Source organism: Rhodococcus sp. WS3, from assembly GCF_003797085.1.
GTDB classification, from domain to species: domain Bacteria; phylum Actinomycetota; class Actinomycetes; order Mycobacteriales; family Mycobacteriaceae; genus Rhodococcus_F; species Rhodococcus_F globerula.
The window spans coordinates 1,114,312-1,132,848 of the sequence record NZ_RKMA01000001.1; the positions used below are offsets into that span (position 1 = coordinate 1,114,312).

Sequence of the window (18,537 nt, forward strand, 5' to 3'; positions counted from 1 at the left end):
GCTCCACGCACCGCGCCACCAGGAATCAGGGGTGGAACGGCTCTGAATTGAAAGTTACTCCACTGCCAGGTCGATGGCTAGGTGTCACTGCCGGGTCGATGGCTAGGTGTCACTGCCGGGTCGATGGCTAGGTGTCTTCCATGGCACACCGGCCCGGATCGGTGTAGCTTTCGACTAGGCGGCAGTCTGCCCTTCCACACCCGGCAGCGCTGCAGGCCCTCTCCAGAGCTACCCCTGATTCCCGGCAGCTCGTCCTCGCTGCGCTGACGAGTAGGTAGCCACGATGAATCTCGAATTCGCCGATCTCCTTGCACATTTTGTGCAGCTGCTGCCGACCGTCTATGTGGTCGATGACGTGATGACGGAGTTGCTGGAAAACAGCGTCGACGTCCTCGGGGTGTCGGGTGGCAGCATCAGCCTGGTCAGTGGGGGCGAACTGAGATGCATCACGTCGATTGCCGATTCCGCTGCCGACATCGAACGGTGCCAGGAAGGTCTTCAATCCGGCCCCGGACGGACGGCGTACGAGAAGGGCGAGAGGATCGCTGTCACCGATATCCGTCAACGGCACGATCTCTGGCCTGAATTTGCCGAGAACGCCAGACGGTTGAACATCGCAGCTACTGCGAGTGTCCCGATGTCGATCAACGGCGAAACGATCGGCGTTGTAAGTCTGTACGCGCACGAGCCACGAACGTGGTCCGCCGACGACATCGTCTTCACGTACCTGGTAGCGAACATGGCAACGGGGTACTGCGTCAACGCGTCGAAACGCCATCAACTGCAGCAGATTCGTTCTCAGCTACAGGAATCGTTGAAAGTGCGCATCATTCTCGAACAAGCCAAAGGCATCACGGCCGATGCGCGGCGCACCGGAATCGACGAGGCATACGCGCTGATCCAAGCTCACGCACAGTTGTGCAACGCTTCGGTATCCGCCGTCGCACGCGCAATAGTCGATGTCGGACTACGGGTGTGAAGGCGTCAGAGTTGTAACTCGTAGGGGCGGCGACGACCTGCGCCCGGCCCGCAGCATCGCCGCGATACGGTCGGATTTCACCGGTGGACTGAAGAGAAATCCTTGCGCATATCGGCATCCGAGATCGAGCAGTATTTGCGCCGCCCGACCGGAGTCGACGCCTTCGGCGACCACGTCCAGCCCGAAGGAATCTGCAAGTCCGACAATCGAGTGGACTATCGCCAGATCGTCGTGATCGATTCCCAGTTCATGAACGAATCCCCGATCGATCTTGACCGTGTCGACCGGCAACACCTTCAACTGAGCCAAAGAACTGTACCCGGTTCCGAAATCATCGAGAGCGATGCGAACGCCGAGTTCCTCCAGTCCACGCAATGTCACCAACACGTGAGCCAGATCGTGCATCACCGCCCGCTCCGTGATTTCAATACACAAGCTGCCACCCGAGAGACCATACGTTTCCAACTCGATTGCAACGGAATCCACAAAGTCACTGGTAATCAACTGCGCCGGTGATACATTCACGCACATGAACAGTGGTGTCCCTGAAATCATCGCATTCCACTGCGCAAGTTGACGGCAGGCTTCGCGGAGAACCTGCCGGCCGAGTTCCCCTGACAGGTTGGCAGCCTCGGCGATGTCGATGAACGAATCCGGTTGAAGCACACCACGTACCGGATGGTTCCACCGCACCAGCGCTTCGACACCCGATATCGCACCCGATTCCAGGTCGACAACAGGTTGGTAGTACACCTCCAACTGGCCGTCGCGAATTGCCGCGCGCAGGTGCATCTCCATCTCAGCATGATCGTCGTTGGCTGCCCGCATCTCGTCGCTGCACACCACTACCGCATTTCCTCCGTCGGATTTTGCGGTAAGCACGGCCTCGTCGGCGCACCTGAGCAATTCGCCAACGCTGCACTCTCCCGGTTTTGCCACCGCGATACCGATACTCACGCTTCTGCCCACCTCTTCGGTCCCCAGCGAGATCGGCGTGGACGCAACCAACTGTGCTTCGCGTGCAACCACTTCGGCCGCATTCGCGTCCATCGGTTCCGACATGACAATGACAAACTCGTCACCGCCGAGCCGGACCACGACGTCATCCGGAAATCTGCCTTCGAGGCGGTTTCCGAGTTCGTGAATGAACGCATCGCCCGCATTGTGTCCCAGTAGATCGTTGACCACCTTCAGCCGGTCGACGTCCAGGAACAGAAGTGCAACGGGCCCGGACTCCCCCGGCTGCAGACGTCGTTCGAGTTCACCGAGAAGCATCCTCCGATTGGACAGTCCGGTCAGCTCGTCGTGATCCGCCAGGTAGCGCAGACGCCCCTCCGCAGCCACCCTCGCCTGCAATTGGGCAAACAGAGTGGCAATAGCGTTGAGTGCATTGATTTCTCGAGTTGACCACTCCCGGTCACCGAACTTGATGAATCCCAGGACCCCCGTGGTGACGGGACCGGACAGCAACGGCACGGCGGCCATCGACGTCTCGACGACACCTGCGCCGCTTCGGATCCTGTCTTGATACCCGCTCGGTTCGGGACGGATGATCACTGCTTCGCGCGCATTCTCGGCGGCCGCAAAAACCGGGTCCGCGTCCCGGAAATACACCACTCCCAAGGGATCGGGGTCGGGAACATCCTGGCGCTGCGGCCATTCCGCCACCAGCACCGTCGCCCCGATCGTGTGATCGTTGCGCCGCAGGAAGCTGACGTCGACGCCGAAGTACTCGACCAGGTCGCGAAGGACCTCGGTGGCCGCTGCGACCGACGTCGTCGAGTCGGCCGGCATCAGTCGACCGGCAACGTCGGTCACCAACTGTTCGAGGCTACGTCCGTCCATGATTTCTCCTGCAACTTTCTCTACGGTGCCTCAGCGTCGAATACTGTTCGCCGGCAGTCGCGCACTGCGCACTGTTTCCGGTGGACAATGACTCAGGCGCAGCACCAAGGCAATGGACTCCTCGCTACCGAGATCGAGTAGCACTCGCATGCGCAGGCGCAATGCATCGAGTTCGCTCGCAAACGGGTCGGACAATCGCGCGCAGTCGCTACCGTCGCGGGCGTACAGGAACACTGGTGACATGGGTTGCACACCCAATCCGTGCTCCTGTGCGCACACCCACACCGCTTCGGCAGCCGAACCGCCGCGAACATAGTCGTCGAGACAGGAACCGTCCACAGTCACCACACCAAATGCCGAACTCGACGTGATGCGGTCACGAGCACTGATCCCCAATACTTCTCCCGCGCCCCATCGCGCCAGCCGGGTCACCACGTCACTACGCCTGACGACGTCGAGGAATGCCACCTCGCTGTCGGCGAGCCCCAGTGTGCGGATATCGATCCCGGTATTCGCTGTTTCCGATCCCGGCCAACGCAATTCGCCGATCATCTGCTCGTGCAGCATCGGCGTCAGGTATCGGATACGGTCAGCGGCACCCACGACGTCCCCGAACGCACCAAGATCACGCGGGTCCGTGTACAGATGAAGGTGACCACCTTCATCGCGCGCGGCGCCCCGCAGTGCATCCTCGAGCTCACGGCCGATCGGTGCTTGCACCCCTACCCCTCGATTGGTACTTCGCTCCATCATCGCCGGGTAGCGCTGCGCCAGAAGCTGATTCATCGTTTCTCCGAGCTTGACACTTGCCACCAGATCTACCGAATCCGGATCGGGAAGAAGAACGGTGTCACCAAGAATTCCGTGTGCCGCTGCTGCGACCTTCGCGTTGTAGACGGCAGCACCGATCGCCACATGGGTTGCGCGGCCCTCTACATCCATCAACGACGTTCGATCACGATCCGCATGAACGTGGATCACCGGCCCATCGACCTGGACGGCCCAGGGTTGGGCATTTCCGCCCGACGGCGCCCACCTGATCGCCTCGAGAACAGCCTCGACGCCGTCGGCCGGCATCGTCGGTGCCGCGCCAGCCGCCACACTCGTTTCAGGAACATCGCTCTGCGAGCCATCCTCGTCGACCAGTGGATCACGCAGACAATTCAGCCGGGCACCCGAGTCGATCCGGATCCGGCCCGACGGCAGCGACTCCCCCAAGCCGAACCGGCGCACCGCCGTCGCCACGGCGGATGCCCCCGCGAAGCATTCACTTCCGAGCTGCGGCCACGTCGACAGTGTCGACCCGACTTCGACCAGTGACGCAGCCATTTTCGCCGACAGTTCTGCGGCCGACAGGAGCGCCAACGCATGGGGGATCTTCTCCTGGGCCGTTAGTCCGGCCAAGGTTGCTGTGTCGACATTCCCGAGAAGCCCGTGAAACAACGGCCGCTGCGGCTCGAGATCAAAACGCTCGATGTCCAGCAGCCCACGATCGGTTGTCTCCATGATCACCGGGATTCCACGACCACGCGCCACCCGTCGTATCGACATCTTGGCGTCGAGCGAATCACATTCCTCGACAACCAGATCCAGACCGTCGACAATCTTCTCGACGCTCGCGTCCGTCACCCCGGCCGTAAACACCGACACAGCAAGATACGGGTCGAGTTCGGCAACACGCCGCGCTGCGACCACCGCCTTGTTGACACCTACGTCAGTGATTCCCACCGGGATTCGGTTCAGGTTCGAGAGGTCGATACTGTCGAAATCTGCCAATCTCAGTTCGCCGCACAACCCTTCGAGCGCCAGAGCCTGCGCGATGACATTCCCGACACTCAACCCGACGATTCCTACACGCAACCGTCTCAGTCGCGCCTGTTCGTCACGGGTGATCTTGTTCCGGTTCCGGTCCAACCGGAGAAGTGAAAATGATTGCGGACCAAGAATTCCCACCAGCTCGCGCCGCCACGGGTAGTACACCCATCGACAAGGTTCGTCGACGACCCGGCGATCAGGAAGGTCGCGAAGTCCCGACAACTCGTCGCGGAACCGAGCCCGATGGTCGAGTGTCAACGTATCCGGTTGTCGCCTCACCTCTTCCAACGAGGCAGCGTCGGCGGCGACTCGCTCGTCGAACACTCTCGCTCGCCAGAGCGCCTCATTCCCGGCCGACACCATCGCCGAGTCCATCTTCCGCGAAGCTGTCAGACGGCACTTGTGCCCCCTCGAGTTGGGCTGCCTCCGCCAGGAGTGCCGGCAACTGAGTATGGTGCGTCTTGTCCACGTAGGTGTGCTTGTCCCACCACATCATGCGGGTCAGATACCGCTCGTCCGGATACGGAACCCCGGGAATGGAATCCTCCATGACGCCGCCACAGGTAGCCCAACGGTCGAGTACGTACCCCGCGGCCGTCGCGAATGCGAACCTGACTCCGAGCAGCGACAGCGCATGCGGTGCGATGCGCGACAATGCCGACGTCAGCTCACCACGTCTCTCCGCTTGCGCCCCGCACCAGGCAGTCTTGAGTTCGATCACACCACTTGGGATACGCCCGTCGATCATGGCGTAAACCTGTGCGATACCGGGGTGGTCGGTCCATTCCTGGACAGCGTGTGCCTGGTCCGCGCACATGTACGGCCCCTGCACGCGCACGCCGCCGACAACACGTCCCACGTCGTCGAGAGCCACGAAGAACAGCGTTGTCGAGAGCCCGTCCACTATGTCGTCGTATTCGACGACACTCTCGACTCCGTGATGTCGATAGTTCTCCCGCGCACCGTCTAGATACTCGCGCCATAATCGCGGATGCGACGCTGGTGTTGCAACAAGGAACCAGCACCGGGACGTAGCGTCGAAATAGCCACATTCCGATGCCGTAGTCGTGGGTGCTGTAGTCGTGCGTACCGCAGTAACAGAGGTTGTGCTCGCCGCTCGAGTCATGACAGTCCCGTCCACACCAGAAGGTGCGTAGTCGAAGCGCGAGGAGAGAATCTTATTGTCGCAAGAAATCGGCACCGATGCTCGAATCTCTGCGTCGACCGACCACCTGGCAGAATTCAAGCAACCCCTCGGCGAACAGGAATCACTTTCGTGAACTCAGACCTCACACTCGCGCCGCAGCCCGATCGCGGACCGATTTTCGTGAAAACACGCCCGGTGCGCACCGGCGACATCAACGCGGCCAAAGCGCTCCGGTTGGACGGCGTCGCCCGATACCTGCAAGACATCGCCACCGACAACATCGAGGCCATCGAGGCCGTCGACACTCACCCGTTCTGGATCGTGCGTCGAACCGTCATCGACGTCATCCGTCCGGCGATCTGGCCCGAATATCTGACCATGACCCGGTGGTGCTCCGCATTCTCGACGAGGTGGGCGAACATGCGTGTCCGCTTCGACGGCAGCAACGGTGCGCTGATCGAGACGGAAGGGTTCTGGATCCACATCAGTGCAGAGTCCGGTATGCCCACCCGGATGAGTGACGACTTCATGAAACCACTCGAGGAATCCACCGACGAACATCGCCTCAAATGGAAACGTGTGATCGCCGACAACGCACCGGACGTCGAAGCACCGGGCGTCATCGACACTCCGTTCACCCTGCGTGTGACTGATATCGACCCGTTCGATCACGTCAACAACGCCGTTTACTGGCAAGCCGTCGAAGAGGTGATCAGTACCCGAACTGCACTGCGCAGCACGCCTCACCGGGCGGTGATCGAATACCTCTCACCCCTTGTCGCCGGCGACGACGTGGTCCTACGGAGCCACGTCGAAGGTTCGCGCCTCACCGTCTGGTTCCTGGTGGGCGATGCACTGCGCGCCGTTGCACAGGTGAGTGCGCTCTAACGCAGCTTGCGAGTAGCTACTGCCGCAACGCCGAACACCAGAGCGAGAAGGATCGCGGCCCAGAAACCGAAGAGCCACCACACGACACCGAAGACGACTACAGCCGGCGCCACAGTGATGAGTGCAATGGTAGGGCTTTCCCGTACCACCTCGAGAGCCGTTCGAGCATGCGTGCGATCGAGCTTCTTGCCTGCCATGGAAGCCTCCTTCAAGGTCCTGACCATCCAGAGTAACCGTCACTGGTAGCGACAAAGCGGATAACGTGAACGCATGGCAGACCACCGCACCCTCGTTCTCATGAGACACGGAAAGTCCAGCTATCCCGAAGGCATTCGCGATCACGAGCGGCCACTCGCCGAACGGGGACTGCGCGAAGCCCGCCTCGGCGGCGAATGGATCCGCGAGAACGTCCCACCCATCGACGCCGTATTGTGCTCGACGTCGCGGCGCACCGTCGACACCCTGGCCGCGACCGCCGTCGACGCCCCGACAGGCTTCGACAAGTCGATCTACGGCGGATCCCAGGCCGACGTCATCAACGCAATCCGGACCACGTCCGCCAATGTCAGCACGCTCCTGGTCATCGGCCATGAACCGGGAATTCCCTGGACTGCACTGGATCTGGCATCGAACGAGAATTCCGAAGCAGCCCAACGGATTCGAGACAAGTTTCCGACTTCGGCAATCGCCGTGTTGTCCGTGCCCGTCCCGTGGTCAGAACTCGACGACGCTGCCGCCACGCTGCTGGAGTTCCACGTTCCCCGCTAGATCACCTCGCGCAGTATGTGATCCGAGTGTTCCAGGGCGGCGCGGTCGTATGTCGATGTCGACGCCAGCAACTCGTCCGCGCCCGTCCGCTCGGCCAGATCACTCGAGTGCTGCTTCACCTCGATTGCGGTCCCGTACATAGCCGAGGCCACGAACGAGTCGATACGCCTGGCGGTTCGATCGCTGAGCGCTGCGCCCCTGATCTCTTCCGCCGACACGAGCGGCGGAAACTCCCCTGTCCGTGACGATTCCGCGAGCGCGTACGCCTCCGGAATCAACAGCTCACGGGCCGCCTCGGTGGTATCGGCAACCATAACTTCGAGCGAGACCACGACATAAGGATCGGGGTGCGCGTCGCTGGGCTGGAAAGTCCGGCGATACTGGTCCAGCGCCTCCACCCTGTTGGTACCACCGATCTCGAGCATGGGCCCACCCACGACTACCGGAAGCCCCAGCTGCGCTGCCACTTTCAACCCGGTGCGCGTGGCAAGCACAAAGATCGGCACCCCGCCGCGCGACGCCGGACGAGCCGTGACGACGGCAGTTCCGTCCAGATAGCGTCGCAGCTCCTCGACATCAGCGGCAAACGTGTCCGGCGCGTCCTTGCTCCGTCGGAGCGCCCGGCGAACCGGTTCCGTGAAGCCCAAAGACCGGCCGAGACCCAGATCGATCCGACCCGGATACAGGGCATCCAACATCAGGAACTGTTCGGCGACAACCAACGGTTGATGATTCGGCAGCATGACGCCGCCGCTGCCCAGTCGAATGTCGCGCGTGTGAGCGCCAATGGCTGCAAGAAGCACAGCCGGCGACCCACTCGCGATACCCGGAACCGCGTGATGCTCGGCGACCCAGAACCGGTGGTAGCCGAGAGCGTCGGCACCTTCGGCTCGCTCGAGAGTATGAGTTAGAGCGGCGGAGTCGGGGTATCCGCTCCTGGTTCGGGATCGGTCGAGCAGTGAGAGAAGCACTCTCGGAGCAACAAGGAATTCGGAAAGTTTCATCCGATTCGCAATCGAGGACCGTTTCTGACCGCAATACCCGCAACACTGGACCTGTCGCCGGAATTCACCATCACATGAAGGGCACGTCATGGACATCAAGCTCGAACTGGTCGCCATTCCCGTCACCGACATCGACCGCGCCAAGGACTTCTACGTCCGACTCGGCTTCAACGCCGACCACGATCACACCGTCAACGAGAACCTGCGGTTCGTCCAGCTGACCCCACCCGGTTCCGCCTGCTCCATCTGCATCGGCAAGGGAATCACCGACGCCGAGCCCGGTTCGGTCGTCGGCATGCAGGTGGTAGTCAAGGACATCGAAGAGGCCGAGCGCGAGTTCAAGAGCCGCGGGATCGATATCAGCCCGATCGACGACCAGGCTTGGGGACGATTCATCTACTTCGCCGACCCCGACGGCAACAAGTGGGCCGTCCAGGAGATCGTCATCCCGGACCTCAGCGGCAGTAACTCCTGAAACGAAAAATCCCCCGCCTCATCAGAGGCGGGGGATTTCTCACGAACTAACCGCTAGCGGTAGTCGTTGCTGAAGCCGTAGTCGTCCAGCGGAACTGCAGCACCGGTGTTCTGGCCGAAGCCGTCCGGGCTGTAGTACTGGTCGTCGTACGCGGGCACTGCGTACGCAGCGGCGCGGGCCTCTTCGGTGGGCTGAACCTGGATGTTGCGGTAACGGTTGATACCGGTACCGGCAGGGATCAGCTTGCCGATGATGACATTTTCCTTCAGACCGATCAGCTTGTCCGAGCGGCAGTTGATTGCAGCGTCGGTCAAGACACGAGTGGTCTCCTGGAACGATGCCGCGGACAGCCACGAATCCGTCGCGAGCGACGCCTTCGTGATACCCATGAGCACCGGACGGCCTGCTGCGGGCTCGCGGCCCTCAGCGACAACGCGGCGGTTGGCCGATTCGAACTCGGCGCGCTCGGTGAGCGAACCGGGCAGGAACTCGGTGGCACCGGAATCGATGATCGTCACGCGACGAAGCATCTGGCGCACGATGACCTCGATGTGCTTGTCGTGGATCGACACACCCTGGCTCCGGTACACCTCCTGGACCTCGTTGACCAAGTGGATCTGAACCTGACGCGGACCCATGACTCGCAGGACCTCGTGGGGATCGGCAGCACCTTCCATGAGCTGCTGTCCGACCTCGACGTGGTCACCGTCTGCCAGAAGGCGGTCTTCGCCGTCGCTGTGCTTGAAGCTACGCAGACGCTGACGCTTGGAGAGCTTGTCGTAGACAACCTCTTCGCCGCCGTCGTCCGGCACGATCGTGATCTTGTAGAAACGATCGCCGTCTTCGAGCTGCACCCGACCGGTGACGTCCGCGATAGGAGCCTTGCCCTTCGGCACACGTGCCTCGAACAGTTCCTGGACACGCGGCAGACCACCGGTGATGTCGGCGCCGGCCACACCACCCTGGTGGAAGGTACGCATGGTCAGCTGGGTACCGGGCTCACCGATCGACTGTGCGGCGACAATACCGACAGCCTCACCGATGTCGACCAGCTTGCCGGTGGCCATGGAGCGGCCGTAGCAAGTGGCGCAAACGCCGGTGCCGGTGGTGCACGTCAGGACCGAACGGACCTTGACCTGCGTAATACCGGCCTCGAGCAGGGCGTCGATCGCGGGGTCACCGAGATCGTGTCCACGCTCGACGATGACCTTGCCGTTCTCGTCGACTGCGTCAGCAGCCAACGTGCGGGCGTACGTGCTGGTCTCCACGTGAGCATCGCGGATGATCGAGCCGTTGGCCTGCTTCTCCGAGATCGTGGTGACGATGCCGCGCTCGGTGCCACAGTCGGTCTCGCGAACGATGACGTCCTGCGACACGTCCACCAGACGACGGGTCAGGTAACCCGAGTCGGCGGTACGCAGAGCGGTATCGGCCAGACCCTTACGAGCACCGTGCGTGTTGATGAAGTACTCGAGAACGGTCAGGCCTTCCTTGAAGGAAGACTTGATCGGACGCGGGATGAACTCACCCTTCGGGTTTGTCACCAGGCCCTTCATACCGGCAAGCGAACGAACCTGAGTCATGTTGCCGGCCGCGCCGGACTTCACGATCATCGGGATCGGGTTGTTGTCGGGGAAGTGAGCCTCCATGGCCTTGCCGACCTTTTCGGTCGCTTCCTGCCAAATGGTGACCAGAGCGCTGTTGCGCTCCTTCTTGTCCAAAGCACCACGCTGGTACTGCTTCTCGATCTTGTCGGCCTGAGCCTCGAAGTCCTCGATGATGGCAGGCTTCTCCGGCGGAACCAGAACGTCCGAGATGGAGATCGTGACACCGGAACGCGTTGCCCAGTGGAAGCCGACATCCTTGAGCTTGTCGACGGTCTGAGCGACCACGATCATCGGGTAACGCTCGGCAAGATCGTTGATGATCGTTGCCTGACGCTTCTTCGGCATCTGCTCGTTGACGAACGGGTAGTCCGCCGGAAGCAGCTCGTTGAAGAGCACGCGACCCAAAGTGGTGACAGCGGTCCAGCCGTCGCCGTAGTTCCAGCCCTCGGGGAACAGTTCCGCTTCGCGATCGCGCGGCGGACGCTGGTTGGTCAGACGCACCTTGATCTGCGACTGAACCGTCAGCGCGCCACGATCCACGGCCATCTGAGCCTCGGCGGGGCTGGAGTACACGCCCTGCTCCGGACCCTCGGACGTAGCTGCAGCGAGCTCACCGACGACACCGTCGTCGAGACGCGTCAGGTGGAACAGACCGGTCACCATGTCAAGACGCGGCATAGCGAGCGGGCGACCCGAAGCGGGCGAGAGGATGTTGTTCGAGGACAGCATCAGGATGCGTGCCTCGGCCTGAGCCTCTGCCGACAGCGGAAGGTGAACAGCCATCTGGTCACCGTCGAAGTCGGCGTTGAAGGCCTCACACACCAGCGGGTGGAGCTGAATGGCCTTGCCCTCGACGAGCTGCGGCTCGAATGCCTGGATACCCAGACGGTGCAGCGTAGGTGCACGGTTGAGCAGCACGGGGTGCTCGGCGATGACCTCTTCGAGGACATCCCACACCTGGACGCGCTTGCGCTCGACCATGCGCTTGGCCGACTTGATGTTCTGCGCGTGGTTCAGATCCACCAGACGCTTCATCACGAACGGCTTGAACAGCTCGAGAGCCATCAGCTTCGGCAGACCACACTGGTGCAGCTTGAGCTGAGGACCGACGACGATCACGGAACGACCCGAGTAGTCGACGCGCTTTCCGAGGAGGTTCTGACGGAAACGACCCTGCTTGCCCTTGAGCAGATCGCTCAGGGACTTCAGCGGGCGGTTACCCGGTCCGGTGACCGGACGTCCACGACGACCGTTGTCGAACAGGGCGTCGACAGACTCCTGCAGCATCCGCTTCTCGTTGTTGACGATGATCTCGGGAGCACCGAGGTCGATCAGTCGCTTGAGGCGGTTGTTGCGGTTGATGACGCGACGGTACAGATCGTTGAGGTCGGACGTCGCGAAACGTCCACCGTCGAGCTGAACCATCGGGCGAAGCTCCGGCGGGATCACCGGAACAGCGTTGAGGACCATGCCCATCGGCGAGTTGCCGTTGGTCTGGAAAGCCGCAACCACCTTGAGGCGCTTGAGAGCACGGAGCTTCTTCTGGCCCTTGCCGCTGCGGATGGTCTCGCGAAGAGACTCTGCCTCGGCGTCGAGGTCGAAGTTCTGCATCAGGATCTGGATGGACTCTGCGCCCATCGCACCCGTGAAGTACTCGCCGTAACGGTCGACCAGCTCGCGGTACAGCAGCTCGTCGATGATGAGCTGCTTGACGCTCAGCTTGGTGAAGGTGCTCCAGATCTCGTCGAGACGATCCAGCTCACGCTGCGCGCGGTCACGGAGCTGACGCATTTCGCGCTCGCCGCCGTCCTTGACCTTGCGGCGGACATCGGACTTGGCGCCCTCTGCCTCGAGCTCGGCGATATCGGCTTCGAGCTTCTGTGCGCGTGCCTCGAGATCGGCGTCGCGCTGATCTGCGACAGCCTTCTTCTCGACCTGCATCTCGGCTTCGAGGGTGGACAGCTCGTTGTGACGGAGCTCCTCGTCGACACCGACGATGACGTAAGCCGCGAAGTAGATGATCTTTTCGAGATCCTTCGGAGCCAGGTCGAGCAGGTAACCGAGGCGGCTCGGCACACCCTTGAAGTACCAGATGTGCGTGACCGGTGCGGCCAGTTCGATGTGACCCATGCGCTCACGGCGAACCTTGGCGCGAGTGACCTCGACGCCACAGCGCTCACAGATGATGCCCTTGAAGCGGACACGCTTGTACTTACCGCAGTAGCACTCCCAGTCCCGGGTGGGGCCGAAGATCTTCTCGCAGAAGAGGCCGTCCTTCTCGGGCTTGAGCGTGCGGTAGTTGATGGTCTCCGGCTTCTTGACCTCGCCGTAGGACCAATTGCGGATGTCCTCTGCGCTGGCCAAGCCAATGCGGAGTTCATCGAAGAAGTTGACGTCGAGCACGTAACTTCCTTTCCCCGTTGGGGTTACGGTTGCCGGTCACCCGGCAACCTGACTGCCAATTCAAATGTGAACTACGCCCCCGGGCCGCTCTTTCACAGAGCAACCCGGGGACCGAAACCTAGTTCGCGAGGTCGTCGACCGTTGCCGCTTCGTTCCTGGACAGGTTGATGCCCAAGTTCGCCGCAGCGCGCTCCAAGTCCTCGTCGTCGCCGTCCGCCATCGTGATGGCAGCGCCGTCCGAGGACAGCACCTCCACGTTGAGGCAGAGCGACTGGAGCTCCTTGAGGAGCACCTTGAACGACTCGGGGATGCCGGGTTCCGGGATGTTCTCGCCCTTGACGATGGCTTCGTACACCTTCACGCGACCAACCACGTCGTCCGACTTGATGGTCAGCAGTTCCTGCAGCGTGTAAGCCGCGCCGTAGGCCTGCATAGCCCAGCACTCCATCTCACCGAAGCGCTGGCCACCGAACTGGGCCTTACCGCCGAGAGGCTGCTGCGTGATCATCGAGTACGGACCGGTCGAACGAGCGTGGATCTTGTCGTCGACCAAGTGGTGCAGCTTGATGATGTACATGTAACCGACCGAGACCGGGTACGGGAACGGCTCGCCGGAGCGGCCGTCGAACAACGTGGCCTTTCCGTCGGGGCCGACCATCTGCTCGCCGTCGCGGTTCGGCAACGTGGACTCGAGGAGACCAGTGAGCTCGTCTTCCTTCGCGCCGTCGAACACCGGGGTGGCGATGTTCGAGTCGGCAGGAGCGGCGAGCATCTCTTCCGGAAGGGTCGCAGCCCAATCCGGACGAGTGCCGTCAGCGGCGATCTGAACGTTCCAGCCGGTCTTGCCGATCCACCCGAGGTGGGTCTCCAGGACCTGACCGATGTTCATACGACGCGGGACGCCGTGCGTGTTCAGGATGATGTCGACAGGCGTGCCGTCCGAAAGGAACGGCATGTCTTCCTGCGGGAGGATCTTGCCGATAACACCCTTGTTGCCGTGGCGGCCGGCGAGCTTGTCGCCGTCCTGGATCTTGCGCTTCTGGGCCACGTACACGCGAACGAGCTCGTTGACACCGGGAGGCAGATCGTCGTCGTCATCGCGCGAGAAAACGCGGATGCCGATGACCTTGCCGGTCTCACCGTGAGGAACCTTGAGGGACGTGTCACGAACCTCGCGGGCCTTCTCACCGAAGATGGCGCGAAGGAGGCGCTCTTCGGGGGTCAGCTCGGTCTCGCCCTTCGGCGTGACCTTTCCGACCAGCACGTCGCCGTCACGAACCTCGGCACCGATACGGATGATGCCGCGCTCGTCGAGGTCAGCGAGGACCTCGTCGGAGACGTTCGGGATGTCGCGAGTGATTTCCTCGGCACCGAGCTTGGTGTCGCGGGCATCGATCTCGTGCTCCTCGATGTGAATCGAGGTCAGGACGTCCTCTTCCACCAGGCGCTGCGACAGAATGATCGCGTCCTCGTAGTTGTGGCCTTCCCACGGCATGATCGCCAGGAGCAGGTTCTTACCGAGAGCCATTTCACCGTTTTCGGTGCAAGGGCCGTCAGCGAGGACCTGGCCGGCATCGACGCGCTGTCCCTCGTCCACGATCGGACGCTGGTTTGCGCACGTGCCCTGGTTGGAACGCGCGAACTTGCGCATCCGGTAGGTCTTGCGGCTTCCGTCATCGGCCATGACCGTGATGTAGTCCGCTGAGACCTCTTCGACAACACCGGTCTTCTCGGTGATGACGACGTCACCGGCGTCGACAGCTGCACGCAGCTCCATACCGGTACCGACGAGAGGCGCTTCGCTGCGAACCAGCGGAACAGCCTGACGCTGCATGTTCGCACCCATCAGGGCGCGGTTTGCGTCGTCGTGCTCGAGGAACGGGATCATCGCGGTAGCGACGGACACCATCTGGCGCGGCGAGACGTCCATGTAGTCGATGTCGGAGGACGAGACGAACTCGACCTCGCCACCCTTACGACGAACGAGAATCTTCGCGTCGGTGAAGCGGCCGTCACGGTCGATGGCCGAGTTGGCCTGTGCGACGACGTGGCGATCCTCTTCGTCAGCGGTCAGGTAATCAACCTGATCGGTGACCTGGCCGTCGACAACCCGGCGGTACGGCGTCTCGATGAAGCCGAACGGGTTGACGCGTGCGTACACCGACAGCGAACCGATCAGGCCGATGTTCGGGCCTTCCGGGGTCTCGATCGGGCACATGCGGCCGTAGTGCGACGCGTGAACGTCACGAACCTCGAGGCCGGCGCGCTCACGGGACAGACCACCCGGGCCGAGGGCAGACAGACGACGCTTGTGCGTCAGCCCCGACAGCGGGTTGTTCTGGTCCATGAACTGCGACAGCTGGGACGTTCCGAAGAACTCCTTGATCGCAGCGACGACCGGGCGGATGTTGATCAGGGTCTGAGGCGTAATTGCCTCGACGTCCTGCGTGGTCATGCGCTCACGAACAACACGCTCCATGCGGGACAGGCCCACGCGGATCTGGTTCTGGATGAGCTCACCAACGGTGCGCAGACGACGGTTACCGAAGTGGTCGATGTCGTCGACCTCAACGGGAACCTCGACGCCGTCCGGTGCCGTCATCGAGGTGTCACCAGCGTGCAAACGCACGAGGTACTCGACGGTGGCGACGATGTCTTCTTCGGTCAGCGTCGAAGCAACAATCGGCTGACCTGCGTTGAGGCCGAGCTTCTTGTTGATCTTGTAACGACCGACGCGAGCGAGGTCGTAACGCTTGTCCTTGAAGAACAGGTTCTCCAGAAGGGTCTGCGCGCTCTCCTTGGTGGGGGGCTCGCCCGGACGCAGCTTGCGGTAGATGTCGAGCAACGCCTCGTCGGTACCGGCGGTGTTGTCCTTCTCCAGCGTGGCCATGAGGATCTCGGAGAAGCCGAAGCGCTCCGTGATCTGCTCCGTGGTCCAGCCGAGTGCCTTGAGCAGGACGGTGACGGGCTGACGACGCTTACGGTCGATGCGGACACCAACGGTGTCGCGCTTGTCGACGTCGAACTCGAGCCATGCGCCGCGACCCGGGATCACCTTGACGCTGTGCAGATCCTTCTCGGTGCTCTTGTCGACGCTCTTGTCGAAGTACACACCGGGGGAACGCACGAGCTGCGAGACAACCACGCGCTCCGTGCCGTTGATGATGAAGGTGCCCTTGTCGGTCATCATCGGGAAATCACCCATGAAGACCGTCTGGCTCTTGATCTCACCAGTGTTGTTGTTGATGAACTCCGCGGTGACGAACAACGGCGCCGCGTAGGTCATGTCCTTGTCTTTGCACTCGTCCGTCGAGGCCTTGACCTCGTCGAATCGAGGATCAGAGAAGGAGAGTGACATAGAGCCGGAGAAATCCTCGATCGGAGAAAGCTCCGCGAGGATGTCTTCGAGACCGCCGGACACTGCATTGTCGCCGAGAGCTGCTGCTCGTTCGCGCCAACTCTGCGCGCCGATCAACCACTCGAACGAATCGGTTTGAACATCAAGAAGCCCGGGAACTTCGAGGGGTTCGCGAACTTTCGCGAACGAAACCCTCTTCGGGGCTCCGGGGATTCCGGAAACTGCCTTGGTCTGGCTAGAGACTGCCAAGATGCGTCCTTCCAGCACCTCACGCGGGCCGCTCCGTACTGTTGCGACCGCCGCTGTATCTGCTTCGAATTTCGCTGGTTACAACCCGAACGAAACCCGTCGCAGAAAGCAAGAAGTACTTGACTTCGCAGCGGTTGAGACGAGGGGTGGACAGGAGGCAGCCAGCGCAACGTCCAAAAGTACACCCTTACTCAGGAAATGTCGAGTCGGGTGTAGCTGAGGGTCTGATTCAGGTGCTGACGTGAGACTGCCGATCACTCGTCCGTGCATGTTCACCGCTCAGACTGGACCTTCGGAACCGCCCCGTCAAGAGCGCCGAGGTAAGTCGTGGCATTCGAACAGTCGACCGACTCGGTTCGAACACCGTTGTCGGTAGTGTAGCCAGTCACTGACCCGGATACGAAAAACTGGACCGGAATCCATTTCCGGTCCAGCTCGTCGTACACATTTGTCAGCGGTCGCGGATCTCCGAGATCAGCCAATTACCGTCCTGCTTCTCCAAGCTGACGACAACCATCCCGGAACGGGAACCGGCCGCCACACCACTCTGCGTCGAACTCACGTTCAACTGCGCGAGTAGTTGCGCTCGGTCCTCCTCGAGCCTGGTGACACCGATCTCCGTGACATCCGCCGTAGTCGCCGTCTGGGTTTGTTCGACGCCGGCCTTCTGTGTGTCCTTGTACTCGGTCAGCTGATCACGCATGGCCTGGTTCAGACCCTGCAAGCCCTTGTCGAAATCGGCGTCGAAGGTGCCGGGCGCAAAGGTGAACACCGCCTCGAGCGCCGGTGGAGTCACGCGCAGCACCTCAGCCGTCGCCCCCTCGTCGACCCATGCCACATCGTCCATCTGGGCGCCGACCTTGAAAAAAGCCAGACCCGCAAGCACCGCGACTACTACCGCTGCTGCGCCTAACCCGATGACCAGCGGCCACGAAGTGCGACTCGCTTCCTTCGACAGAGCAGGCTCTGGTGCTGGCGGTTCCTCCGCGAGGCTGGGCTCGGCTGCCGTCTCGGGACTCGGCTGGGCTTCCTTCTCGAGGCTGGGCTGCGCTTTCTCCTCGAGATTGGTCGGGGCTTCCTTCTCGAGACTGAGCTTGGGGGCTACTTCCGTCTCGACGGCCTCGACGTTCGCTGGTTCCTCGGCCGGCGTCCCCGCTGGGACGTTCAACGAGCGGGCTGATCCGGCTATCTTCGGCCGACGGTTCTGGTTTGCCTGCGGCATCCCGACTCTGCGCTTCGGTGGCATTACGCGCTTCTCCTTCGGATGGCTGATCGAGGCTGACTACTGGCCACCTGAATCGCCTCCTACGCTCGGTGCGGGCGCCTCGGTGGGCGCTGGTGATTCGGTTGCCGGCGTCGACCCATCGGAACTGCCGGTGCCGTCGGCGCCCGGCAATGTGCCCGACTCCAGATCGATCCGGTTTCCGACGGGTTCGGCCGAACTGGCCTTCCAGATACCGTCCACCTCGACCATGCCCAATCGCATACCGACCTGGTTCTTCACGTACTGGTTGCCCTGGGTGGTAGTGACCTTCACGACCACAAGTGCCGTCGCAGTCCTGTCGTCCGTGTTGAGTTCGGTGAGCGCAGCAGACATCACCTCGGCGTCGGCCTTGGATCCGGAGTTCCGCAGTTCGTCCGTGATGGAGTCTTGAACACTTTGGAGGTACACCGTCATCTCGTCGCCGGTAACCGAAGACCGCATGGTCTCGATCGACGCGTCGAGATTCGCCGAGTCGGCGTTGTTGAGATTGATCGCAACCTGCTGGGCGCCGATCAACGCCTCGTCGCGAATCTCTGCGGTGTTGCGGTCAGTGGTCAACGCCTTCACGTACGGGACGCCGAACACACCTAGCGCAACTAGTGCGGCTACGAGGAGAACGCCGACCGCAACAAGCGGCGCCGTCACCCCCTTCGGACTGCTTTTCTGAATCACGCTCACTACCCTACTTACCTGTTATGTCCGGATCCTGGCAGCACCAATTCCGTTGCCTCGAAT

Annotated in this window: 13 protein-coding genes; 4 read left to right on the forward strand and 9 right to left on the reverse strand. The window is 61.9% G+C overall.

What is annotated here, in order from left to right; translation table 11 throughout:
• The first annotated feature begins 283 nt into the window (after positions 1-283).
• Entirely contained in the window at positions 284-979 is a 696-nt protein-coding gene (locus tag EEB13_RS04935) for a GAF domain-containing protein (RefSeq protein WP_141484736.1), read from the forward strand.
• Here the strand turns inward: EEB13_RS04935 and EEB13_RS04940 are convergent.
• The 3 genes from EEB13_RS04940 to EEB13_RS04950 are packed head-to-tail and all read right to left on the reverse strand — an operon-like array spanning position 968 to position 5,765.
• Positions 968-2,824 (reverse strand): putative bifunctional diguanylate cyclase/phosphodiesterase, encoded by a 1,857-nt coding sequence (locus EEB13_RS04940; RefSeq protein WP_141484737.1) that lies wholly within the window; start codon positions 2,822-2,824, stop codon positions 968-970. The two genes, EEB13_RS04935 and EEB13_RS04940, sit on opposite strands and share 12 nt — an antisense overlap.
• 30 nt (positions 2,825-2,854) lie before the next feature.
• On the reverse strand, positions 2,855-5,014 hold the full coding sequence (locus EEB13_RS04945; protein WP_242484598.1) for an Rv1355c family protein: 2,160 nt from the start codon (positions 5,012-5,014) through the stop codon (positions 2,855-2,857).
• A complete protein-coding gene (locus tag EEB13_RS04950; RefSeq protein WP_141484738.1) occupies positions 4,983-5,765 on the reverse strand; it encodes a hypothetical protein in 783 nt (260 codons plus the stop codon). Before EEB13_RS04950 ends, EEB13_RS04945 begins: the two co-directional genes overlap by 32 nt.
• A gap of 150 nt (positions 5,766-5,915) precedes the next feature.
• Between EEB13_RS04950 and EEB13_RS04955 the strand changes: the two genes are divergently transcribed.
• On the forward strand, positions 5,916-6,674 hold the full coding sequence (locus EEB13_RS04955; protein WP_033236446.1) for an acyl-[acyl-carrier-protein] thioesterase: 759 nt from the start codon (positions 5,916-5,918) through the stop codon (positions 6,672-6,674).
• Here EEB13_RS04955 and EEB13_RS04960 read toward each other — a convergent pair.
• Positions 6,671-6,871 (reverse strand): hypothetical protein, encoded by a 201-nt coding sequence (locus EEB13_RS04960; protein ID WP_033236447.1) that lies wholly within the window; start codon positions 6,869-6,871, stop codon positions 6,671-6,673. The two genes, EEB13_RS04955 and EEB13_RS04960, sit on opposite strands and share 4 nt — an antisense overlap.
• Positions 6,872-6,944: 73 nt before the next feature.
• Here EEB13_RS04960 and EEB13_RS04965 point away from each other — a divergent pair, with 73 nt between their 5' ends.
• Positions 6,945-7,442 (forward strand): SixA phosphatase family protein, encoded by a 498-nt coding sequence (locus EEB13_RS04965; RefSeq protein WP_033236448.1) that lies wholly within the window; start codon positions 6,945-6,947, stop codon positions 7,440-7,442.
• Here the strand turns inward: EEB13_RS04965 and EEB13_RS04970 are convergent.
• On the reverse strand, positions 7,439-8,446 hold the full coding sequence (locus EEB13_RS04970; protein WP_141484739.1) for an MsnO8 family LLM class oxidoreductase: 1,008 nt from the start codon (positions 8,444-8,446) through the stop codon (positions 7,439-7,441). The genes EEB13_RS04965 and EEB13_RS04970 overlap by 4 nt on opposite strands.
• Before the next feature lie 88 nt (positions 8,447-8,534).
• On the opposite strand from EEB13_RS04970, the gene EEB13_RS04975 reads away from it, so the two are divergent.
• The gene (locus EEB13_RS04975) at positions 8,535-8,921 is read left to right on the forward strand and encodes a glyoxalase superfamily protein (protein WP_033236450.1); all 387 of its coding nucleotides are present in this window, start codon (positions 8,535-8,537) and stop codon (positions 8,919-8,921) included.
• A gap of 53 nt (positions 8,922-8,974) precedes the next feature.
• Here the strand turns inward: EEB13_RS04975 and EEB13_RS04980 are convergent, their stop codons facing one another.
• From EEB13_RS04980 to EEB13_RS04995, 4 genes are all read right to left on the reverse strand, one after another.
• Positions 8,975-12,931 (reverse strand): DNA-directed RNA polymerase subunit beta', encoded by a 3,957-nt coding sequence (locus EEB13_RS04980; protein ID WP_045070980.1) that lies wholly within the window; start codon positions 12,929-12,931, stop codon positions 8,975-8,977.
• Between the two features lie 118 nt (positions 12,932-13,049).
• On the reverse strand, positions 13,050-16,556 hold the full coding sequence (gene rpoB / locus EEB13_RS04985; RefSeq protein WP_033236452.1) for a DNA-directed RNA polymerase subunit beta: 3,507 nt from the start codon (positions 16,554-16,556) through the stop codon (positions 13,050-13,052).
• A gap of 433 nt (positions 16,557-16,989) precedes the next feature.
• The gene (locus tag EEB13_RS04990; RefSeq protein WP_141484740.1) at positions 16,990-17,784 is read right to left on the reverse strand and encodes a hypothetical protein; all 795 of its coding nucleotides are present in this window, start codon (positions 17,782-17,784) and stop codon (positions 16,990-16,992) included.
• 36 nt (positions 17,785-17,820) lie between these two features.
• Positions 17,821-18,474, reverse strand: a complete 654-nt coding sequence (locus tag EEB13_RS04995; RefSeq protein WP_230590359.1) for a hypothetical protein — start codon at positions 18,472-18,474, stop codon at positions 17,821-17,823.
• Between the last annotated feature and the right edge of the window lie 63 nt (positions 18,475-18,537).

Coding starts and splice junctions, on each gene's coding strand:
- EEB13_RS04935 (WP_141484736.1), top strand. CDS start 284: ATGAATCTCGAATTCGCCGATCTCCTTGCACATTTTGTGCAGCTGCTG.
- EEB13_RS04940 (WP_141484737.1), bottom strand. CDS start 2,824: ATGGACGGACGTAGCCTCGAACAGTTGGTGACCGACGTTGCCGGTCGA.
- EEB13_RS04945 (WP_242484598.1), bottom strand. CDS start 5,014: ATGGACTCGGCGATGGTGTCGGCCGGGAATGAGGCGCTCTGGCGAGCG.
- EEB13_RS04950 (WP_141484738.1), bottom strand. CDS start 5,765: ATGACTCGAGCGGCGAGCACAACCTCTGTTACTGCGGTACGCACGACT.
- EEB13_RS04960 (WP_033236447.1), bottom strand. CDS start 6,871: ATGGCAGGCAAGAAGCTCGATCGCACGCATGCTCGAACGGCTCTCGAG.
- EEB13_RS04965 (WP_033236448.1), top strand. CDS start 6,945: ATGGCAGACCACCGCACCCTCGTTCTCATGAGACACGGAAAGTCCAGC.
- EEB13_RS04970 (WP_141484739.1), bottom strand. CDS start 8,446: ATGAAACTTTCCGAATTCCTTGTTGCTCCGAGAGTGCTTCTCTCACTG.
- EEB13_RS04975 (WP_033236450.1), top strand. CDS start 8,535: ATGGACATCAAGCTCGAACTGGTCGCCATTCCCGTCACCGACATCGAC.
- EEB13_RS04990 (WP_141484740.1), bottom strand. CDS start 17,784: ATGCCACCGAAGCGCAGAGTCGGGATGCCGCAGGCAAACCAGAACCGT.